This window comes from Solibacillus sp. GQ1 (assembly GCF_059758555.1).
Map to the genome: position 1 here is coordinate 1,530,794 of NZ_JCAXEX010000001.1, position 18,802 is coordinate 1,549,595.

The 18,802-nt window shown below is 36.6% G+C and carries 13 protein-coding genes; 4 read left to right on the top strand and 9 right to left on the bottom strand.

Going from position 1 to position 18,802, the window contains the following annotated elements:
* Positions 1-32: 32 nt before the first annotated feature.
* Entirely contained in the window at positions 33-842 is an 810-nt protein-coding gene (locus AC6CH1_RS07685; RefSeq protein WP_498316931.1) for a helix-turn-helix domain-containing protein, read from the bottom strand.
* Positions 843-1,081: 239 nt separating this feature from the next.
* Here AC6CH1_RS07685 and AC6CH1_RS07690 point away from each other — a divergent pair, with 239 nt between their 5' ends.
* On the top strand, positions 1,082-1,420 hold the full coding sequence (locus AC6CH1_RS07690) for a GlpM family protein (protein WP_014823793.1): 339 nt from the start codon (positions 1,082-1,084) through the stop codon (positions 1,418-1,420).
* A gap of 79 nt (positions 1,421-1,499) precedes the next feature.
* Here the strand turns inward: AC6CH1_RS07690 and AC6CH1_RS07695 are convergent, their stop codons facing one another.
* A complete protein-coding gene (locus AC6CH1_RS07695; RefSeq protein ID WP_498316933.1) occupies positions 1,500-2,852 on the bottom strand; it encodes a TraB/GumN family protein in 1,353 nt (450 codons plus the stop codon).
* A gap of 321 nt (positions 2,853-3,173) precedes the next feature.
* On the opposite strand from AC6CH1_RS07695, the gene AC6CH1_RS07700 reads away from it, so the two are divergent.
* Complete coding sequence (locus AC6CH1_RS07700) at positions 3,174-3,647, top strand: YusW family protein (protein WP_251687755.1); 474 nt, start codon at positions 3,174-3,176, stop codon at positions 3,645-3,647.
* Positions 3,648-3,776: 129 nt separating this feature from the next.
* Here AC6CH1_RS07700 and AC6CH1_RS07705 read toward each other — a convergent pair whose 3' ends face one another.
* Positions 3,777-5,570, bottom strand: a complete 1,794-nt coding sequence (locus AC6CH1_RS07705) for an S-layer homology domain-containing protein (RefSeq protein WP_498316935.1) — start codon at positions 5,568-5,570, stop codon at positions 3,777-3,779.
* A gap of 260 nt (positions 5,571-5,830) precedes the next feature.
* Between AC6CH1_RS07705 and AC6CH1_RS07710 the strand changes: the two genes are divergently transcribed.
* Positions 5,831-8,338, top strand: coding sequence for a sensor domain-containing protein (locus AC6CH1_RS07710; protein WP_498316937.1), 2,508 nt, complete (start codon positions 5,831-5,833; stop codon positions 8,336-8,338).
* A gap of 66 nt (positions 8,339-8,404) precedes the next feature.
* Here the strand turns inward: AC6CH1_RS07710 and AC6CH1_RS07715 are convergent, their stop codons facing one another.
* The 3 genes from AC6CH1_RS07715 to AC6CH1_RS07725 are packed head-to-tail and all read right to left on the bottom strand — an operon-like array spanning position 8,405 to position 13,147.
* Entirely contained in the window at positions 8,405-10,219 is a 1,815-nt protein-coding gene (locus AC6CH1_RS07715) for an ABC transporter substrate-binding protein (protein WP_498316939.1), read from the bottom strand.
* A 19-nt stretch (positions 10,220-10,238) separates the two neighbouring features.
* The gene (locus AC6CH1_RS07720) at positions 10,239-11,735 is read right to left on the bottom strand and encodes an ABC transporter permease (protein WP_427709739.1); all 1,497 of its coding nucleotides are present in this window, start codon (positions 11,733-11,735) and stop codon (positions 10,239-10,241) included.
* 14 nt (positions 11,736-11,749) lie between these two features.
* Positions 11,750-13,147 carry an ABC transporter permease gene (locus tag AC6CH1_RS07725; protein WP_498316941.1) on the bottom strand — a complete coding sequence of 466 codons (1,398 nt, stop codon included), beginning with the start codon at positions 13,145-13,147 and terminating at the stop codon, positions 11,750-11,752.
* A gap of 170 nt (positions 13,148-13,317) precedes the next feature.
* On the opposite strand from AC6CH1_RS07725, the gene AC6CH1_RS07730 reads away from it, so the two are divergent.
* Positions 13,318-15,054 (top strand): ABC transporter ATP-binding protein, encoded by a 1,737-nt coding sequence (locus tag AC6CH1_RS07730; RefSeq protein WP_498316942.1) that lies wholly within the window; start codon positions 13,318-13,320, stop codon positions 15,052-15,054.
* Positions 15,055-15,106: 52 nt separating this feature from the next.
* Here AC6CH1_RS07730 and AC6CH1_RS07735 read toward each other — a convergent pair whose 3' ends face one another.
* Genes AC6CH1_RS07735 through AC6CH1_RS07745 form a run of 3 tightly spaced genes read right to left on the bottom strand, consistent with a single transcriptional unit; the run spans position 15,107 to position 18,664 of the window.
* Entirely contained in the window at positions 15,107-16,234 is a 1,128-nt protein-coding gene (locus tag AC6CH1_RS07735) for a Ger(x)C family spore germination protein (RefSeq protein WP_251687746.1), read from the bottom strand.
* Positions 16,209-17,324 carry a GerAB/ArcD/ProY family transporter gene (locus AC6CH1_RS07740; RefSeq protein WP_251687744.1) on the bottom strand — a complete coding sequence of 372 codons (1,116 nt, stop codon included), beginning with the start codon at positions 17,322-17,324 and terminating at the stop codon, positions 16,209-16,211. The genes AC6CH1_RS07735 and AC6CH1_RS07740 overlap by 26 nt, the downstream gene beginning before the upstream one ends.
* A complete protein-coding gene (locus AC6CH1_RS07745) occupies positions 17,321-18,664 on the bottom strand; it encodes a spore germination protein (protein WP_427709733.1) in 1,344 nt (447 codons plus the stop codon). Before AC6CH1_RS07745 ends, AC6CH1_RS07740 begins: the two co-directional genes overlap by 4 nt.
* Positions 18,665-18,802 lie beyond the last annotated feature (138 nt).

Here is an 18,802-nt window from a genome sequence, read left to right on the forward strand (position 1 = left end):
TAGAGTTTTTTACAAATTGCATGGATTTTTGCTTAAACAGTTAAATATTGCTTACGGAAATTTGTCGGTGTCATGTGATATTGCTTTTTAAAAACTCGGCAAAAGTAGAATGCATCTTGGTAACCGATTAGTTCAGCAATCTCCTTAATCGGAATTGATGTGGTACGCAGCAATTCCCGGGATTGTTTTAATCGGATCTCCGTTAAAAATTGAATTGGTGACATGCCTATTTGCTTATCAAACAAATAGGCAAATCTTCGACGATCACACCCTACCGCCTCCGCGATCTCGGCTATTGTTATAGGTAAATTATAATGTTCGGTTATAAATGTAATCGCCTGGTCCACTACATTGTTTGAAGTTTGCATTTTTGCGCAAATAACAATAAATTCCACCAACTGCAAAAACAGAGACTTACATTTCAGCCGGTTCATATCGCCCGGTATTTTTTCGAAATAGATTAATTGATGGACTAAATAATCCAATTTATGATGATGACCAGTAGCGATTTCAAAATGGCCTATATCCATTGAAAAAGGACGGTTTAACATTTCATAATGCAGTACCGTATAATGCCATGGTTCCTTACTTGTAACTTTAATATCAATCGCCATATTAGGTCCGGCATGGAGGATTACCCCTTTATGTATAGCGTATACTTCCCCATTCAGTGAAAAATCTGCACTACCCGACAGAGTAATAACGAGTCCATTTAAACATGGGGCTGTATTACGATTGTGATCATGTACATTAGGATCTAAACTAGTTACAAATAAATCAGTATATTGAATCGATGTGTTGGCAAAATATTTTATTAAATCGTTCGTTTGAATTCTCCTCACCCCTTTACCATTACGGTAATGATAATCATTTTCAATAAGGGTACACTACTATGACTAGAAAATTCAACATATTCTTACAACTCGAGAGAATTAATGCAATTTTTTATAAAACTAAATAGAAAACCTACCTAGTAAATCTCGTTTAAATTAATAAATTCTATTTTCCGAAAATGAGATTGATAGATTCAATTCGATGATTTATAGTTATTGTATTTTAATGGAATTGAGGTATGCGAAACGTGTTTTATGTCATTCAGTTTATTCTTGGTGGTACAGTTATGCTGTTGGCTTCTTGGTTAAGCAAATCGAATCTGCACTTTTTGTCCGGTATTATAACATTGCTTCCGATCTTAACGTTGCTCAATATGCGATTGCAAATGAAAAATATGACGGAAGACACTTTTCATATTGTCCAGCAAAACGCCATTTTTGGTGCTGTCGGCATGGTGTTATTTACTGTACTTGTTTTTTATTTGTCGGGCTTATGGAAGCCTAGTTATGCTATTTTAGGAGCACTTTCGGTTTACATCGTTTTCATGGTTGCCGGAAGACCTGTGCTAGCGTTATTAAACGCTTAGTAACAGTTTTATTATGAATTCCCAAAAATAAAACGCATGGAGCAGCTACTTTCGTAACCAGCCCCATGCGCTTTTAATTTTATTGATAAAATGGTTTTACTTCATAACCGCTTTGTTCTAAATGATAGCGAATATTTTTATCGACTAAGAAGTGACCTGCGCCAACAACGACAAAGAATGTCCCTTTTTGTTCTTCCAATACATCAACAAGCTTTGCGGCCATTTCTGCATCGCGTTTACCAAACAGCATCTGATTGAACTCAGATGTGTCCCCTTCCATTTCAGTTAAGCTTTCCGCAAACTTTTCCACATCACCTTTGACCCAATTCGTGAACCAGTCTGCCATTAACTGAACATCTTCTTCAGACTGTTCAGTTGGCTCCAAAATACCGTCAAGTGCGGCTACTAACGATTCTTCCTGTGCTTCTGGCGATAATGCTTCAAACATATCGACTTGTGCATTGATACCTTCCAGCTCATAAATAGGTTTTTGCTGTAAGTAAGCTGTTAATAAAAACTGCATATCTACTCCATGCATCGCCATTTCTTCTGCTGTTAAACCAAATGCCCCATCCATCATCATCGACGAAAAATTATTTGAAAGCAGCCATGGCTTTTGTATTTCCAGCTCTTCTATTGGCATTTCTAGCTGTGCTGCAACCTTTTGAAGTTTCGCATACGTTTCTTCACTTACAACATCTTTAATCGTACGTCCATCATTAAACATTGCCTTTTCAATATAATAATCCATCCCGGTAGGATCTAATAAATTCGCCTCAACAAAAAGACCGTCCGACTCATCAAAGGCTTTTGTTAATTTTTTATGCATTGGGTACATATCCGGTGTTCCTACATGAATTGATCCAAGCATATACACTTTTGTATCTTCATCTTCCACTATCCATGCAACACCTTTCGCGCCGGCATTTGCCTGCTCAAATGTATCCTGGATTAGTCGTACGGCGAAAATAACTGCATGTTGTGTTGTAGCTTTTTGATCGAGCATCAAGCCTTTTTCCGAGCCTTGTAAAATTTTATGTTTCTGCATATATGTAACAGCATCTTCTACTGTATCTAATTTGTATTGTCCGACAATATTATAAAGACGGTTAATAACATCGCCGCGTGTGCCACCACCTTTTATCGGAACTGGCTTAAATTCTTCATTTTTATCCAAATTTAAACTTGCAATTTTTTGTGCAGTTAGCTCAATTAATGAATCTAAACGCTCCGTTGTAATCGCTGTACGGAACCCATCATAGTACCATTCGATCGGGAAAATTCCGTATTTCTCACCTTCATTTAATGTACCGAGTGCCCAGCTGCTTATATCAGGTGTTACTTCCTCAGCTTTAACGGCAGGCATAATCGATGTTAGCATCAATGTAGTCCCCAATGTTGTAGCCAAAACGGTTTTACTCATCTTTTTCATTCAAACATCCTCCTGCATTAGAAAGTCATTTCCAATTGGTTTTATGAAATAAATTGGAGAGACAATGGAGAAATTCAGTATAAGTTCATTTTCCATTAAAATCTATTTCACGTGATAAGTGTAACATAAATTTATTTAAATATAGAATATTTTGGCATTCAATTATTTATTGAAGTACCTATTTTATTTTCAGCTAATGATTCGCTATAGACAATATGACATAAACAAAAATAACTATATTTTTCAAAATATTATTAAGTTGATTAATTTTTATTTTATCGGGTATTTTAACAGTAGTTACAAGAAAGGTGGTTTCAATTAATGAAAAAATTTGCATTAATTTGCGCATTGAGTACAACTGCATTGTTAGTAGGCTGTGGTGACAGCGAAGAAGCAACAAATTTGCCTGAAAATGCGCCGACAGAACAAAATACAATGAATCAGACAAGTACTGTAACCGAAACTTCTGATGCCCCATTTAACTTTACTCACTTTGATTTGGATATCCAGTATGCGGATGATAAGAGTTATGAAGTGAGTTATGAAAATGAAGCATCCCGAGCAGAAGCACAAATTGAAGATGAAGTTAACAAAACAAAATTAGAAGGTAATGAAGCAACGAACAAATTGGTCCCAATTTTCGAAGGATTTACATTCGATAAGGATACACCAGATGATGAAGTAATTGATGAAGTACTTCAAAAATTCGAACAACCCGACAGCTTTTTGGAAGTGGAAATAGAAATTAAATTTGCTGATGGTACAGTAAAAGAATACCGTCGTGTAGCACAGTAATAATATATAGGGTTGGGTCAGAAGCTGAAATTTATAAATACCTAAAAAGGCCGTTTATCTCCCAGAGAAAAACGGTCTTTTTGGCTTAGATCCTACCCATTTCATTTTTTAACTCTTAATTTGACACATTTAAATCATCTTTGCGATCTGCAATGTTTTGTACAATACTTTTGCCATTTGAGAACGCGTCAGTTTTCCATTCGGATCAAATTGGCCATTCTCCTTACCACCAAAAATGCCCAATTCATATGCGGCTGCAACAAAATAACGATCAGTTGTTGAAAGCTGTTTAAAATCAGTAAATGGAATTTTATTTAAAACTGGGTCTGAAAATTGAATCCCTGCATATTGAAGCAATCGTACCGATAAAACAGCCGCTTCTTTTCGTGTGACAACTTTTTCAGCATTAAAGTAATTTGAATTTGGTTGCTCTAGTATTCCCGCTTCCAACAGCGCTACTATTGAGCTTTCATACCACTTCCCATGTACATCTTGATATGTAGAGCTTTCATTTGTCGTAATATTCATCGAACGAGCAATCATAGCAGCGTATTGTGCTAATGTTACTTTGGCATTCGGTTTGTAATAGCTACCATCTACTCCTGATACAATTTTACGTTTTGCCAACTGCTCAATTTCATATCGATGTCCATCTGTATGAATATCAAAAAATTGCACTCGACTATTTAAAGCTGTAAACTGTGCGGATGTTTTCGTTTTTATCATAAATTTATTTGCTAGTTTTCTGTATGGCGTTGCTATATACTCCCCACCTTCATGCAATCGCACAATTGTTGCTGATGAAGGCAAGCCTTTTACCTCTATGTCAATATAGGAAGAAAATTCGAAGCTTTCATCATACATATTTGCGGTAAACAGTATGGATTCTTCATTCATTTCTTCAATTGTCATTGTCAAAACATCATCATTATTTGTTTTTTGCACCGCGTCTTTCGGGATTGAGAGTGTAATAGTATCTGAAACAGTTATTTTTGTGTTTGAATAACGTTTCATTTTGGAAACAGGCATTACTACCGTGTACAATTGATCTTTTTTTGTAACTTCTATGTTTGTCGAATACTCGCTTTGCTTGTCCTTTTCATCCTCATGATAAGGGTCCCAACCAAAAGACGTATTGCGTTGTACTTCTTCTATATACAGTAAGTCATGGTAATTGGAAACAAAGGTTTGCTGTAAAGTAGTTAACCCGTTGTACCTTACACGTACGGATGCTACTTGTTCCTGTGAAGAGCTTGTCGATAATTTGGAAATTTCATTTATTACTTGCTGTGCGATTGTACGATTGTTTGTTGGTGAAAAATAAGTCTCATACTCTCGCTTTTTCTCATTCATAAGTGGTGTTAACAACGTTCGAAAATCATAAGGCAGTAATTGATACTCCTGCATGGTAGTTTCATAATTGTAAACATAACTGCTGTCCTGTAAAGATAATTGTTCAAGTTTAAGTTGTACTGCTTTCATTTTTGTCATGTTTTCCATATAATTTTGAAGCTGTAAGTATAAATAATTTGGGATTATCGCTTGTTGAGTAGTCGTCAATGAATGGTAATACCGATTTGTTTCCTCTATATCGCGCAAGAATGTACTGTTTCGTGCAGAGAGGGCAGCGATTTTATTTGAAAACGTCGTCAGCACATATTGATGATCATGATTACTTCCTAAATAATAGAAAAGTGTTGTCGAATTGCGGACTTGGTTTTGCTGATAATTCGATAATAAATAATAAGCATTTTTTGCCTCATTTAAATAATAATCGTATGTAGTGTTATTTGGATTAATCTGATTAATGAGATTTTCCGTATTCTCGACTTGCCAGTCATATGCAGCATCTATGAATGCAGGTGCGGTAACGATGATAGCTGGAATTGTAAAGAGTGCCATATATTTTGTTGTTTTTTTCATACGTATAAACTACCTTTCTTTTGTAAACTGTTAAAATCAGTTTAGCACGAAATACCTAGTCGTTGTATATTTTTCCAGATTTTATTAAATACTCACATTACCTACATTTGGTTAAGTTTTATGATTAAATATATTATAATATCCAAAAAATAGTATTTTTTTATCAGATAGTATTAAATTATATTGACATTTTGGTGTTATGAACATGAATTATTACGTATCAAAGAAATGGATTTTATAGATGGATGGTGGAAAAATTAATGGAAAATGATATGAACTATCATAAATTCAATCAATTATTTTTAGATCGAAATCTCAATCAAGAAGTGAATAAAGATTTTTTCAATTATTTCACATCTCTTACGAATAATCATCCGAATATTGTCATTGTATTATCTAAATTTGGTAAAGTACTTTCATTAAATGATAATAAACTCCATGCTTTATTTGGTAAGCCAATAGTAAATGACGAGGACTTCCAACAGTTTGTGTGGGGGGATAACTTAGATTTACTCGAAAATACATTTAATAAAACATTACAAGGCCATGCTGAAAAATGTAGTATTGAAATAAAAAATAATCTTAATAAAACTTTATTTCTCGATCTGACTTTCATTCCGATAATCATTGAAGAAGATGTTGTCGGTGTTTATTTGATCGTTACCGATAATACAGATAAAACGGTGATGAAACAGGAACTGATGTTATGGGAAAATCACTTGAACTATGCTCAGCAAATAGCTGAAATCGGAAGCTGGGAATATTATTTCAATGAAGATAAACTTATTTGTTCCAAAAATTTTTATAATATGTTCGGCATTGATTATCAAAAATATATAAGTATTGAGGAGCCGTTCAAGCAAATACACCCTGAAGATTTGAATATATCTTTACAATATTTAAAAAAATCCATTAGTGACGGCGAAAATTATACGCATAAACTGCGGGTTTATCATAGAAAAACAAAAGATTTAAAACATTTCAAAGTACATGCAGAAGTGTTTTGGGAAGAAGGAAAACCAGCTAAAATCTTCGGAATTATTAAAGATGATACCTATCAAACATTGCTGAAAAAGCAGCTGATCGAGCAGAATGAAGGATATATATCGATTTTTGATAATTTGACATCAGGCATTTGGATGCGAGAAAAAATAGGAGGTAAATTTCTTTTCGCTTCGAAAGGATTGGAAGACATAATAGAGATCCCCCTCTCGACCCTATATGAGGATTCAAAAGCTTGGCTTAACATGATCCAACCCGCCCATCTTTCGGAGTTGGAAAACGGTAAAAAGAAAATGATGAACGGGCATAGTTTCCAGTGGATTTATCGGATAAATTCCGGAAAAGGTAATACAAAGTGGCTGCTTGAAGAAGTTGTGCCCCGTCTTAATGATCATGGCAAGATAGCGAATATATTCGGTTTAGTTACAGATATTACTTATGAAATAGAAAAGGAACATAAAATAAATTACTTATCCAACTACGATAATCTTACAGGTCTGCCAAATCAGCAAAGTCTATTTAATAAATTGGATCTCATGTGCGAAAGTGATGAACCATACGCCATTTTTTATTTCGACCTGGACCGCTTTAATATAATCAATGATTCACTCGGCTATTTTATCGGGGATGAAACATTAAAATTCGTTGCAGACCGTCTTGAAAAAATAATGCCTAAAGACAGTTATCTTGCACGTTTAAGCAGCAATGATTTTATTATGATCATAAGAAATTTCGAAAATAAAAAAGAAGTGCTTCAATATGCCAAATCGGTCATCAAAAAAATTAGAGAACCGTTCACTATTCAGGATTACGAGTTAAACATCTCGACTAGTATCGGCATTACCTTCTATCCTGATGAAGGCAGGGAAAAATTGACCCTTTTGAAAAATGCTCACACGGCACTTTATAAAGCTAAAAAGGAAGGGAAAAGTACTTATCAGCTTTCATCTGATGAAGAGGATGTATCAACTTATAAAAAGTATGCTTTGGATCGCGATATGCGAAAAGCGATTTCAAATGAGGAATTTGAGTTACATTTCCAACCGCAAGTAGAAACGAGTAATGGTTCTCTTTGCGGAGCCGAAGCACTAATTCGCTGGAACCATAACGAATGGGGATTAGTGTCCCCTGGTGAATTTATTCCGCTTGCGGAAGAAAATCATATGATCAACGGGATAACTGATTGGGTGATTGAAAAAGTGTGCCAGCTTCTTAAAGAATGGAAAGAAAAAGGACTGCCGATCATTCCGATAGCAATTAATATCCCACCCATCCGATTTATGAAAAAAGGATTGTTTCAACATGTGAAAACACAGTTGGAGCATTACGGGATTGATCCGTTCTATTTGGAATTCGAAATTACAGAAGATACATTGCTAAATATAGAATCAAGTGTTTATTCAACGATTCAAAGCTTAAAAGACCTCGGGATTCGCATCGCGGTTGACGATTTTGGTACCGGCTATGCATCTTTAGCTTCGATTCGAAAGTTTAAACCGAATAAAATTAAAATCGATAAAATATTTATAGATAATATTAATAATGAAGACAAAGTAGATAACGGGATTATTTGCGCTACATTGCATTTAGCGAAATCGTTGGAGATGAATGTAGTTGCTGAAGGTGTAGAGGAGTTTGAACAGCTTAAATTTCTTAAAAAAAATGACTGTGATGTAATTCAAGGGTATCTATTTTCCAAACCCCTTAAGAAAGAAGAGTTTGAAAATATCCTGAAAGTCGGCTATTTATCACCACAAGTTTCATAATCAATCATTTACTGTATTTAAACAAATAAACCGAAGCAACTTTCATAGCTGCTTCGGTTTTTAATGTTATTTTGATTCGTTATATGCTTTTAAGAATTCTTTTACTTTTGCGCTGTCTGCTTCCAGTTTTAAACCTGTGTCAATTAAAGGTGAAACTGTTGATACAGCCGGCTTTTTCTTACCTTGGTAGTAGCTGATGAACTCTTCTTGATTGATTGAGTGCAGAACTGCTTTACGTAAGTCTGCAGATTTCGCAGTTTCACGACCGCTTGTATTGAACAATAAGTAAGAAACGGCGTTACTGTCAGCTGTTTTTAATTCTAAGTTTTCATCGCCTTCAACTACATCTGTTTTCGTTTCAGGAACTGATTGTAATACGTGGATTTCACCATTACGCAATGCTGATAGTGCACTGTCATTATCCTGGATGAAACGAACGCTGATGTTTTCAATTTTCGGCTCGTTTTCAGTTCCCGCCTGGTATGCAGGGTTTTTCACGAATGTTGCTTCATAGTCATTTTTCTTCACTAAAATATATGGACCTGATGCTGCTAAATGGTTTGCATAACTTGCGCCTTCTGTAACTGTCGATTGATCACCGTAAGCGATATCCGTATTAGGATCATAGCTTGCTACATCAAATGTATTCACTGCAGTTACCGCAGCTTCAGATACAATACCGCCAGATTGGTGCGCTAAGTAGTTTAATACTTGCGGGAAAGGATTTGGCGTTGTCAATTTAACAACTTGGTATTTACCTGCTGCATTGTCTACATCTTTTTCATCTGTCACTACTTCAGAAATCGCTGCAGGCAGCTCATCCGACAATTCTTCTAAAACAGACTTGCCATCTGCTGTTTTCACTGATTCTAATGATGTAATATCCGATACGATTTCAACTGTATCAATATTTTCATGGATTGAATATGTGCGGTGATCCGGTACCGATGTTTCGTCTTTTGCACGGTTTAATGAGAATACAACATCTTCTGCTGATACTAAATCCCCTGTATCAACTGCTTTTTCGCCTTCCACTTTTGCAAAGTTAATATCATCGCGCAGTACGAAATAATATTCTTCATTGTTTTCAGCAATTGCATGGTCGTAAGAAAGTGAGCCATCTGATACGACTTCATCCGTATCTGATAAATTCACTAAACGAACATACATATTTGTGTTCAATGTATTGATCGAGCCATCGTTTGCCTTAACCGGGTCAAGTGAAGTCAATGATGCCAATGCTTGGTGAAGCACCAATGTTTCTGATGCATTTTTCCCTTCATCATTGAATGAAATTGTTTCCCATGCTTGAGCACGTGATTTTGGCAGACGTACTGTATCCGGATTAACTTCCGCTTTATAAATACCTTGGAATTTTTGAGAAATATACAATGGCGCGATATAGGCATTGTCGAATACTAAAGCCTGTTCAAGCTCTTTATATTTATCCTTTGCTTCATCACCAGTTAATGTACTCGCTTCATCGATTAATTTATCGACTGTTTCATCTGAAGTACGGCTGTAGTCCCCACCCGTTTTGAATAAGCCACGTACTGCATAGTCTGGGTTACCAGTTACAGTCGTCCAGCTTGAAATGGCAATGTCAAAGTTGCCCGCATCTTGCTGTGCTGTGAATGAACCGTAATCCGGTTGGATATTCAATTTCACATCGAAACCGTTCTTCACTAATTGGTCACGCACGATATTCATGTCCTGCTCTGAAGAAGCCATACCAAGTAATTCGATGACTGGCTTTGCCCCAGCCGTTTCAGTAGTTGCTGAATCGTTTTCTTTTACATCTGATTTTGTTTCGACACAGCCTGCTAATGCTACTGCTGCCACCGTTGCTGTTGATGCTAACGTAAATAATTTTTTATTCATGAAAAATTCCTCCATAAAGTTAATTAGATTTTGGGTCCAATGCGTCACGCAGTCCATCGCCGAAAAAGTTAAACGATAAAACAAGCAGCATAATACATAGCCCCGGGAAAATCGCTAAATATGAATGTGATTCTAAATACGTACTTCCAACTTTTAAAATATTGCCCCACTCCGGTATATGTGGTTCGATACCTAATCCGAGGAAGCTTAAACTACTAGTTGAAATAACAGCTCCTCCGATTGTTAATGTTGCTTTGACAATCATAGGCGCCAACGCATTTGGAACAATATGCTTGAAAATAATCGAACGGTCATTTGCCCCTAATGCGCGGGCGGACTCAACAAATTCATAGTTTGAAATCTGCAGAACATTCGCACGCATCGTCCGCGCATATGTCGGAATGGCACCCACACTTAATGCGATAATCAAGTTTGTCGTATTCGCGCCAAATGCGGCAATGATTGCAATTGCCAGCAGAATTCCTGGAATCGCATATAAAATATCCAATGCACGCATAATAATATTGTCGGTATTTTTTCCGTAATAGCCGGAAATCGCACCGAGCGCCCCGCCAATTATTGCCGGGATGATTGTTGCACAAAAACCAACTATTAATGAAATTTGCGCACCGAACACAATGCGGGAAAATAAATCCCTGCCGAAATTATCTGTACCTAATGGATATTCAAGTGTCGGTGTTTGCAGCAATACCGCATAATTGTTTTCAACCGCAAAGTCATAATCGAATGTCCATGAGCTGACAACAGATAAACTAAACATGAAAACGATGAAAAACAGGCCAAATACTGCCATCGTATTACGCAGGATCTTATTCCATGTAATTTGCCATTTCTCTACTGCGGACGGATCTGCATTTCTTGCTTTACGAATTAACGTAATACCGAGTAACAGCGAGAAGAAATTGCCTGTCAATGTTGGGATAAGCAGTACTATTCCAAGCGGCAGCATCCATTTCGGTGCTGTATCAATTGTTACAAACTTCGCGATTAACACAGCCACTGCTAAATACAGCAATGCCAGTAGGATAAATGCGCCCATTGCAAGAACAAATGTATCCACTACATATGGTTTGAACAAATTTAATCCCGAAATCAGGATAATGAATATTTGCGTCATAAAAGCATAAACAGCAAAAGTATATTCTGCCGTTTTGTTTTTCGATGCGAGCATAAAACCGAATCCAGCAGCAAATACATTCCCGACAAAAATCGTAAGTATCAACGGGATACCAAGAAGGCGTGTACGCTTTGTCAGTTCCCTGTGCTTTGCTAAATCCTTCTTAATAAGCAGTGATGTAAGCCATACATATATTGTTGTACCAATATAAATCGCAAAAAATACAACTACATAAGGCCGCCATACACCTTCTGAAAAATTAAAACTATAAAGTAAAAACAGCAATGAAAAAATCGCAGAAAAAGCAATGGTAAACTGTGCATTTACATACTCTTGTGTTATTTTCAACAGCAGTTTTACGTCTGATATAAATTTCACGTCGTTACCCTCTCCTAAGATTTTTTCATTTTCGAACGAATTCTCGGGTCAAAGAAAGCGTATAAAATATCGATCAGCATGTTCACAATGGAAATGGTGATTGCAATATAAACAACTCCACCCAAAATTGCCGGAATATCCGGAATAAACTGCTTGTCGACAATATAACTTCCTATACCGCTAATATTAAATACTTTCTCTGTTACTGCCGCACCGCCGAGCATTCCGCCAAACAACAGTCCAATAACTGTAATAATCGGAATCATCGCATTACGGATTGCATGCTTAGTAATTACTTTCCGTTCACTTAACCCTTTTGCTTTCGCTGTAATAATATAATCTTCATGGATTACTTCCAGCATACTTGATCTGGTCATACGGGCTATCGATGCAGTGATCGATGTTCCGAGTACAACAATCGGCAGAACGAGCGACATCCAATTGCTCGGATTATACGTTGCCGGGAACCATTTTAATTCAAGCGAGAACGTTAAAATAAAAATCAACCCTTGCCAGAAACTTGGAATCGATAAACCGATCAATGCGATTAACATAAATACATAATCGATAAATGAATTCGGACGTACTGCCGAAACAATACCGACCGGAATTGCAATGGCAATCGCCATCAGTAATGAAAACAATGCGATTTCAAGTGTTACCGGAAATTTGTTTAATATGCTTTGCGTGACATCTTCCTTTCCGGCAAAAGATGTTCCTAGATCGAATGTGAACAGGCCTGACAGTGAATGCCAAAGCTGCACTAAATAAGGCTGATCCAACCCGTATAGCTTGTTAAAGTTTTCGACCTGTGCAGGAGTTGCCTCCACCCCAAGCAAATTGCGGGCGGGATCAAACGGTGAAATATACAAAATCGTAAACACGAGTGTCGCCACCCCAATGATAACAAACACACTTTGTAATAAGCGCTCAAAAATAAAGCGAGCAAATGGATTACTCGTAATGAGTAGTAAAACATACATCAAAATACCGGGAATTATCGTAATCAGTAAAAAGTTGGGACGTTTTAATAGTGTACTAAAATAATTTTTGTAGGAGTTTTCCACTACTCCATTTAACGCAAGTCTTTTTTCAACTTCCCTATCCAACTTTTGCTGAGCAAGTGCTTTCGCCGTTAGAGTGATCGTTTGCTCATCGACCTTTTGATTGAAAAACTGAGCTTTTGTTCGTTCCTCTACTTCATATTGCTTATGCCATTCGAATACTTTCTCGTCTTCTATTAATTGTCTCTTCACATTCATAGCTTTTTCCGCATACGTTGATTTAGATCGATTTACTAAATAGAACGGAATTGTAAAAATGTGTACGAGCAGACCGAGCAGCACGAAAGCAAAATAATAACTTTTTTTCGAAGCATTTTTTTGAAAGCTTTCAAAAAATAAATGCTGCATGTAACTAAAGCAGCTCCTTTCTTACCAATTCTTCCCACCATTAAAAAGGTGTAAAGAATCTTCACACTTTTAATATTGTATAATCCCTACCTGTATAGTAATGTATTATGTAGAACGAACATTCAGAAGTCAATGAAATTATTTTATTTTTATTAAAGGATGAGCATTTTATGAGTAAAAAGTTGCTTCAAGTAAAGGATTTACGTGTATCTTTTATAACTGGCGAGCAGGAATTCGAAGCCGTTAAAGGCGTAAGTTTTCATGTAAATGAAGGTGAAACAGTCGGAATTGTAGGAGAATCCGGTAGTGGTAAAAGTGTAACGGCCCGTTCAATTATGCGTTTACTTCCTTCCCCTCCTTCGTTTTTAAAGGATGGAACGATTGAATTCCAAGGAAAAAATTTAATTACCCAAACGGAAAACCAAATGGAAGCAATCCGCGGAAAAGACATTAGTATGATCTTTCAGGACCCGATGACCTCAACAAACCCTACTATTCGTATTGGAGACCAAATTGCGGAAGGTATCATAAAGCATCAAGGACTTTCAAAAAAAGAAGCGTATTTAAAAACAATTGAACTACTAAAATTAGTCGGAATAAAAAATAGCGAAGAACGTTATAACCAATACCCCCATGAATTCAGTGGCGGAATGCGACAACGCGTTATGATAGCAATGGCATTAGCATGTAATCCTTCCCTTCTTATTGCCGATGAACCGACAACAGCGCTTGACGTAACAATCCAAGCACAAATTTTATCGTTAATGAAGGATATGCAACAGCGATTTGGTACGTCTATTATATTGATAACTCATGATTTAGGTGTCGTAGCGGGAATGTGCGACCGGGTTGTTGTTATGAAGGAAGGCGAGGTCGTCGAACAAGGTACAACGGAAGAGATTTTTGCCAATCCGCAGCATCCTTATACAAAACGACTATTAAACGCTTTGCCTAAGCTTCATGAACCGAAACAGCCAAAAGAACTGCCAAACTTGTCGCCTGACTTAAATATTAATGTGCCGTTAGTCGAAGTTAAAAATATATCCAAACATTTTGAATTAGCAAAAGGCAATGTATTAAAAGCTGTGAACGACTTATCGTTCCAAATTTTCCCGGGTGAAACATTAGGGCTTGTTGGTGAATCAGGTTCCGGAAAATCAACAACCGGACGTACGTTATTGCAGTTGCATGAGCCAACAGACGGTGAAGTTCTTTACAAAGGTGTACCCGTTAGTCGATTAACGAAAAATGAACTGAAAAGTATGCGACGTCATATGCAAATTATTTTCCAGGATCCATATTCAAGTTTAAATCCGAGAAAAAAAGTACTGGATATTATTGGGGAAGCATTGGATGTCCATAAACTGTCCCCTTCCAAGGAAGCACGCCGGGCAAGAGTGGAAGAATTGTTAGAGCTTGTTGGTTTGAATAAGGAACATGCACTTCGCTATCCGCATGAGTTCAGCGGCGGTCAGCGCCAACGAATTGGAATTGCACGTGCACTTGCTGTGGAACCACAATTTATCGTTTGTGATGAACCATTATCCGCGCTTGATGTATCCATTCAAAAACAAGTCGTGGATTTATTAAAAGATTTGCAGCAGCGACTAGGTTTAACGTATTTATTTATTGCACATGATTTGTCGATGGTGAAGCATATTAGTGATCGTGTAGCTGTTATGTATGGGGGAAAAATTGTTGAGCTGGCAGAAAGTGAAGAGCTGTATGCCAATCCGCAGCATCCTTATACGAAAATGTTGCTAGACTCGATTCCCATTCCGGATCCGGCTATCGAAAAACAGAAAAAACGTCATGTTATGACAGACGAGGAACTGGCAGCAAACCGGTTCGATGTAGAAAACACAGAGCTTGTTGAAGTTACAAAAGGCCACTGGGTAGCTATTTAACAGTAAAAAGACTTCAAACATTCGATTTGAAGTCTTTTTTTATACCTATTGCTTATTGGATTGATCCGGTACTTTTTATTCCAGGCTTAACAGTCAAGTTGACTTTAGCTTTTTTATAGGCTTCCATCCATTCTTCATCGGTCATGCGCCGATTATGTAAAACCTTTGCTTTGTAATCGATGCCGAAACCTAAAGGATCGTAGCCATTTTTTTTCATCTTCGTTATAAATGCCGTAAATTTCTCTTCAGATTCCTTCTTCAATTCCTCATTATACCGTGGAAGATCTTTATTTATCATTGGTTTATGAGATTCTGCTATCGAGCCGTATAAACTAATATTAATAGCAAGTTGGATTTCAGACGGATTTTTAATATCTACATGATATTTCGATTTGACCGTATCGATATTGGCAATGAAATGATCTCCGTCCTCTTTAATAAGTAAATTCGCGTGTTTTACACTTCTTGACAGCATATTATAAATCGATGTATCTAAAGAATCCAATTCTAATGGCTCTTTATTCAATGCAAGCAATAGGGATTTGTTAACTTCGAAATGCTGATCTTCCTGATTTATTTCAATGATCGGCAGAACACTATCGATTCCACTTTCTTTTATATTTCTTCTGAATTCAAATAAGTGTGTCGTCACAATATAAGGTGTTGTCGTACCATTACTGTCAAAGTAGTTAAACAATTCCGGATAGGCCGCCGATTCCCCCTGCGGAATCATTTTAATAATTTCTTCTGCATTAGGACGCCCGACTGCTATCCAGGAAATCATCTGTATATCAGGTCTGCGCAGTAAAAAGTCCAAAATCTCCTTATTTTTATTATCTTTTACTAATTCCTCACCGAGAATAATTAGCTTTGAATGTCCAAATTCAAGCTCCTTATCTGAATAGGATTCCATCATACGAATTGCTTCTGAAAGAGTTTCTCCATTTTCCGATAAATAGGAATACTGAGGTTCTGTTGCCTCATTAAAAGATCCGGTCGGTTCATATAACTTCAATGTAACTTTGTACGGTTTCTCCTCATCATCAGAAACATCCAATGCGATCATTGCAACAAATACGCTTTTATCAATGTCTTTAAATGCGCAGCCCGATAATAGAACACTTCCTAGTACAACAAACAACAGTATCGTTCCTTTAATTTTCCGGGGAAGACTCTTCATTTTTCATCCTCCTGTTAATGTAAGTAAACAATAGGATCATGCCTGGAAAAATAAAAACCAAAACATCATAAAAATAACTCGAATACTGGAAAAGCTGGTATTCAGTTAATACGGTTACAAAGTATAAAGAGATGGCAACAAAAATAGGAAGCGGCAAAAAAATCCCGATAACTTTATCTTTGTATTTAATTTTTTCCAGCTTAAATATAAATTTCAAAAACTCTACTGCCGCATGCCAGTGAATAAGTATGCTTAAAAAAGCAATCCCTAAATAAAACAGTAAAAACATGAATAACACACGTTCAATAATAAAATAATCCATCCTGATCGAATCAGTCGTCGATATCCACGGATAGACTAAATCATTAATTCCTTCAAATCCATTAAAGCCTATCGGTATGAAATACGTTGTAAATAAAGTCCCGACCGATATTAAAACGATAAACATAATCTGTCTAAAGCCAAACTTCTGTTTATCCGTAAAAAATCGATTGAATATAAATAGATTGGCAGCACCCAAAAATAAAAAAAAGCAAGCAGAAAATGAATGCCAGTTTGGTAATTGATTAATATATAAAGCCGCTTCCCTAACAAAATCCCAATTCAAGCTTTTGCTGCTGTATGCTTTAAAAAATATGAAAAGTATTAAAGGACTTGTTATAATCATAATCATCTCAACGGTGTACATTATACGGTCTGTTTTTAAGATACTGCCAAAAATTACCGATAATATAAGCGTCAGGCAAATTAGAATAATCGGCATTTCGGGACTTAAATAGCGAATTAGTAAGAATGTAAATGTTATTAGTGTAATAAGCCCGGCTACAAACCATAATACAGCAAGCAGAAAAACGAAAGGCAGGTAAAACCATTTGGAAGTAGTCTTTTCCAGCAGTTCAGGTAAAGTTTTACCTGGATACTTTAGAAAAAACTTTGTATATAGAGTGACAAGAAGTACCCCTGCAGCTATCGATAGGAGCATGGAAATGATAGCACCATCATTATGATAATGGAGAAGTATAGCTGGTACAGACGCAATAATGTTCGCAACCATATTAATGCTAATTAAATAGTAATAAAACCTGCTCATATTTTCTCCCCTGCCTTCGTTTTACTTGTCTTCTTTTCGTTAAATTTCAGATACGGTTCACCAAAGCTGTCGATACTCACTAAATACATAATCATCGCGTAAAGCGCTAACGTTAGTCCCGCCAAGCCGAGTAATGTTGCTGCAAGGATGAAAAAGAAGCGAATTACGCGTATGGTAAATGCCATTTCATTGATCGGAATAACAAAAGTTGATATTGCTACCGCCGACACAATAATAACCATAATATCCGATGCAAGTGATGCTTCTGTTACAGCCGTCCCTAAAATTAAACCCCCAACGGTAGTAGCCGTTGCACTGATAGTTTTCGGCAGCCGAATACTCGCTTCCAGCAGCATTTCCATAAAAAACAGCATGAACAATACTTCTACAAATGAAGAAAACGGAACCCCAATACGGCTTCCTGCAATTGTCAGAGCAAGTTCGGTTCGGAAAACTTCCGGTGCAAATGAAGTAATACCGATATATAAGCCCGGTAAAAGGAGACTAATAAATAGCCCGGTATAACGAAGGAATTTAAGGAAAAACGATATATAAAACGAATGGTAATTATCCTCCATCGATGTCATGAAATCGAAGAAATATACAGGGGCAATCAATGCTTGCGGGTTACCGTCCACTAATAATATTACTTTGCCTCCAGCCAAGTTATAGACAATCCTGTCCGGCCGCTCTGTCATAATTAATTGTGGAAATAACGAATACTTTTTATTGTTGATATAGTTACTTAGCTGAACTGTTGATGTAATGACCTGCTTATCTACTTGCTGCAGTTTTTCCGTGATAATGTTTAGGGCATTTTTATTTACTTTTTCTTTGTCATAAATGATAGCCAGTTTATGATTGTTTACTTCTCCAATCGTGGAATATTCAACATACAATGTCGGCTGATGGTAATCGGATCGAATAATATTAATATTGGTCGCAATATTGTCGCTAAGTGCCAGCTGTGAACCATGAATTGTTGTTTCAACTGATGCTGTATTCGTCTGATCATTGAAAGAAAATTTCAGGTCCAGCAAATAAAACTTATTCTGTATGAAAAGGACCACATTGCCGTTAAGCACTTCAGTTTTCAGCTGCTCCTGCGACTTACTGTCCTGAAATTGGGGCAAGGCTTTTAAATATCGAATGTATTTCGTTTCTGATTGCATTTCAAAATAAGGTTTGATCACAATTTGTTGAAGCAATCCCACATCGATAAGCGGCTTTATGTAAAATAGCTCGGCTTTCTTGTTTTCATCTTCCAGCGTCTTCATCGTTAATTCATTTGTATCTTTGAATTGTTCATTAATCCACTTAATGTTCTCTTCCGAAGACATAGTATTTCTCCAATCTCAGCTAAACTTTTTTATAGAATGTCCAATATGAGAAATAATATTCAGGAAAGGTTAAATTTGGTTAAGATACAACTAAAAGAGGTTCATACATAACCCAAAAAAAGCTATTCTTCTCTGAGA